This is a genomic window from Acidocella sp. (genome assembly GCF_028687955.1).
Taxonomy (GTDB): Bacteria; Pseudomonadota; Alphaproteobacteria; order Acetobacterales; family Acetobacteraceae; genus Acidocella.
In genome coordinates this window covers 1-3161 of the sequence record NZ_JAQTZC010000118.1, presented here as the reverse complement: position 1 = coordinate 3161, position 3161 = coordinate 1, and the positions used below count along the sequence as shown (strand labels likewise).

Here is a 3161-nt window from a genome sequence, read left to right as displayed (position 1 = left end):
CCCAGGCGCGAGAGGGTTTCGGACTGGGCGAGCAGGCGCATGGCGTCAGCCGGGGAGAGGTCGACCACCACGGGCACCAGCAGCGGTTGGGCGGCGACGCGCCCGGCGGAGAATTCGGCGCGCAGGCGTTCCTCGGTGAGGCGCTCATGGGCGGCGTGCTGGTCGGTGATGACGAGGGCGCCGTCAGCCGCGACGGAGAGGATGTAGGTGTCGAGGATTTGCGCCACCGGGGCGCCGAGCGGGTGGGCGGTGAGCGTATGGTCCGGGGTGATCTGGCGGGCGGCGGGGGTGAAGCGCGCGAACTCGGAGTCCGCGAAACCCCGCGCGGCGGCGCTGGGTGGGGCCGGGGCGTGCGCGGGCGGGGTGTAGGTGGCGTAAGAGGCGCTGGCGGGCGGGCGCAATGAGAGGCTGGGGAAGGCCTGCGGGGCGGTGGCCAGGGAGACCGGGCGGTCCAGCAGGCGGCCGATGGCGCCCATGACCAGGCTGCGGATGCCGTTGGCGTCAGCGAAGCGTAATTCGGTTTTGGCGGGGTGGACGTTCACGTCCAGCGCTTCCTCGGGGATTTCGAGCCGCAAGGCGGCGACCGGGTGGCGGCCGGAGGCGATGACATCGCGGTAGGCCAGGCGCAGCGAGGTGCGCAGGTGAGGGTCCAGCACTGGGCGGCCATTCACCACGAAGCTTTGCAGTGCCATGGTGGCGCGCGTGAGGCTGGCGGGGGCGGCGAGGCCGGTGAGGCGCACGTCCTCGCGCACGGCGTCCAGCGGGAGCATGGCGCTGGCGGTTTCGCGGCCGAACAGGGCGGCGATGCGGGCGGGCTCGCCCTGGGCGGGCACGTCGAACATCACGCGCTCGCCGGAGACCAGGCGGAAGGCGGCATGCGGGGCGCTGAGGGCGAGGCGCCAGACGGCGCGCTCGGCGGCGTCGGCCTCGGCGCGCGGGGTGCGGAGGAATTTTTTGCGGGCCGGGGTGGCGTAGAATAAATCTTCGACGATGGCGCGCGTGCCGGCTTCCCCGGCGGCGGGGATGACCTCGCCCACCGCGCCGCCGGCCACGGTGATGCGCGCCGCGGCGTCCTGCCCGGGCGGGCGGCTGATGAGGGTGAGTTTGGCGGCGGCGCCGATGGAGGGCAGCGCCTCGCCGCGAAAGCCCAGGGTAGTGATGCGCACCAGGGCTTCATCAGCCAGCTTGGAGGTGGCGTGGCGCTCGATGGCCAGGGCGAGCTGGGATTGGGCGATGCCGCAGCCGTTGTCGATGACCTCGATGCGCTCGATGCCGCCGCCGGTGAGAATGACCTCGATGCGCGTCGCCCCGGAATCAAGGGCGTTTTCCACCAGCTCCTTCACCGCGGCGGCCGGGCGCTCGATCACCTCGCCGGCGGCGATGCGGTTGATGGTGGCGGGTGAGAGCAGGCGGATGGCGGGAGGCATGCGCGATCATATCAGCTTACCCGCGTGACACCACAAGGGAGGGGCGCGGCGGCGGGGCCAGCGCCGGGGGCTGGGCGATGGCGCGCGGTGTGGGCGGGCCGAGCAGCTGGCCCTGCACGAAATGGCAGCCCAGGCGGCGCAAATAGGCGAGCTGCGCCTCGGTCTCGACACCCACGGCGATGACCTCCAGCCGCAAATTGGCGGCCATTGCCAGGATGGCGTTGACGATGGCCTCGGCGCTGGAGCTTTCGCCGAGTTTCTGGGTGAACCGGCGGTCGATCTTCAGGCGGGAGAACGGCTGCTCGGCGAGCGAGGTGAGCAGGGAGTATTTGGCGCCGAAATGGTCGAGCACCAGCCCGGCGCCGGTGGCCCGCAGGGTCTGGAGCACACCCATGGTGCCGGGGCGCGGCTCGCTCAACACGATTTCGGGGATTTCGAGGTCGAGGAACTCAGGTTTCAGCCCCGTTTTGCGCAAGATGGCGCTGATGCGCGCGGGCAGGTTGATGTCGCGCAGCTGCGCGGGGGAGAGGTTGATGGAAACGCTGGTGTTGGGGGTGCGCGCGGCCTCGGTGCAGGCAGCCTCTAGCACGAAGCAGCCGATCTCATCCGTGAGTCCGGTGGCGTCAGCCAGGGGGATGAAGCGATCCGGCCCGATCAGCCCTTCGGTGGGGTGGTTCCAGCGTGCCAGCGCCTCGAATCCGGCTGGGGCGAGGTCGCTGGCGCGGAACACGGGCTGAAACACCAGGCTGATCTCGTCGCGATGCAGGGCGTTACGCAGGTCGCCGCCCAGGCGCAGCAGATCAGCCGGGCCGCCGGGGGGGGCTTCGTGCCGGGCGGTCTGGCGGTGCAGCCCCGCCTCGTGATGCGAATAGATATGCGCGGTGCCGCCGCCGGCCTGCGCCGCCTGGTTGAGGGCGAATTCCGCCGCCTTCATCAGCCCCGCCGTGTCGGCCGCATGGTCCGGGTAGATGGCGAGGCCGATGGAAAGCCAGAGCTTGATCAGCTGGCCGTCAATGATGAAGGGTTCGTGGAAGGTGGCGGCAATCTGGCCGCCAAGGCTCACCCCCCGGTTGGGCGGCCCGTTGCTGGGGATGAGCATGGCGAATTTGTCGCCGCCGATGCGTGCCAGCGTGTCCTCCTCCTGGGTCATCGCGGCGAGCCGGCTGGCGACCTGTTTGAGCAGCAGGTCCCCCCCGGCGCGGCCGAGCAGATCATTCATCGGCTTGAACTGGTCAAGGTCCATGATGAGTAGCGCCGTGGTGCCGCTGGTGGCGTTGTTGCCCGCCAATGCGGCGGCCAGGGTTTCGCAGAAAAGGGCGCGGTTGGGCAGGCCGGTCAGGGCGTCATAATGCATGAGGCGGGCGATGCGCGCCGCGTCCGCGAGGCGCTGGCTGATGTCGCGGATGGCCATGACGATCGCGGGTTGACCCTCGAAGGCGATGTTGTGGCTGTAGACTTCCACCGGCACCTCGGTTTTGTTGGCGCGCAGCAGGGTGAATGCGGCGGTTTGGGGCTGCGGCGCCTCCAGCTCGGCGCGCAGGGCGGCGCTGTGGTCCGGCCGGGCGAGGTTGACGAAATTCTGCCCCAGCCACTCGCGCTCACGCGTGCCCAGCATCCGCACCAGGGTGCGGTTCATTTGCAGGATGACCCCCTGGCGGTGGATCAACAGCCCGTCGAAAGAAGCGTCGGCGAGGTTGCGGGTCCAGGCGCGGCGCAGGGCTTCCTCGGCTTTAA

2 protein-coding genes are annotated in these 3161 nt (G+C 70.3%); both read right to left on the bottom strand.

Going from position 1 to position 3161, the window contains the following annotated elements; genetic code table 11:
• A partial coding sequence (gene mutL / locus PHE40_RS10875; RefSeq protein WP_299961659.1) for a DNA mismatch repair endonuclease MutL occupies positions 1-1427 on the bottom strand: 1427 nt, incomplete at its 3' end.
• A gap of 16 nt (positions 1428-1443) precedes the next feature.
• On the bottom strand, positions 1444-3161 hold a 1718-nt coding region (locus PHE40_RS10870), incomplete at its 5' end, for a bifunctional diguanylate cyclase/phosphodiesterase (RefSeq protein WP_299961657.1).